This is a genomic window from Dellaglioa sp. CoH-56-MRSF-12, from assembly GCF_056782075.1.
Map to the genome: position 1 here is coordinate 1 of NZ_JBXAYD010000139.1, position 253 is coordinate 253.

Annotated in this window: 1 protein-coding gene; it reads left to right on the plus strand. The window is 64.8% G+C overall.

Annotated features, from left to right (window positions below; all coding sequences use genetic code 11):
• The coding region (locus tag AC1RPY_RS08080) for a UPF0182 family protein (RefSeq protein WP_481763167.1) at positions 1 to 253 on the plus strand (253 nt) is incomplete at both ends.

Sequence of the window (253 nt, forward strand, 5' to 3'; positions counted from 1 at the left end):
GTGTCGCCCGGCTACGGCAAGCTCAGACTCCTGACACTGCCGTCGAGCGACACCATACCCGGGCCGGGTCAGGTGCAGAACACGTTCAACTCCGATCCGACCGTCTCGCAGGAGCTCAACCTGCTCCGGCAGGGCAAGACCGATGTGATCAACGGCAACCTGCTAACGCTGCCGGTCGGCGGCGGCCTGCTCTACGTCCAGCCGGTCTACGTCAAGTCGACCGGGGAGACGAGCTACCCGATCCTGCAGAAGG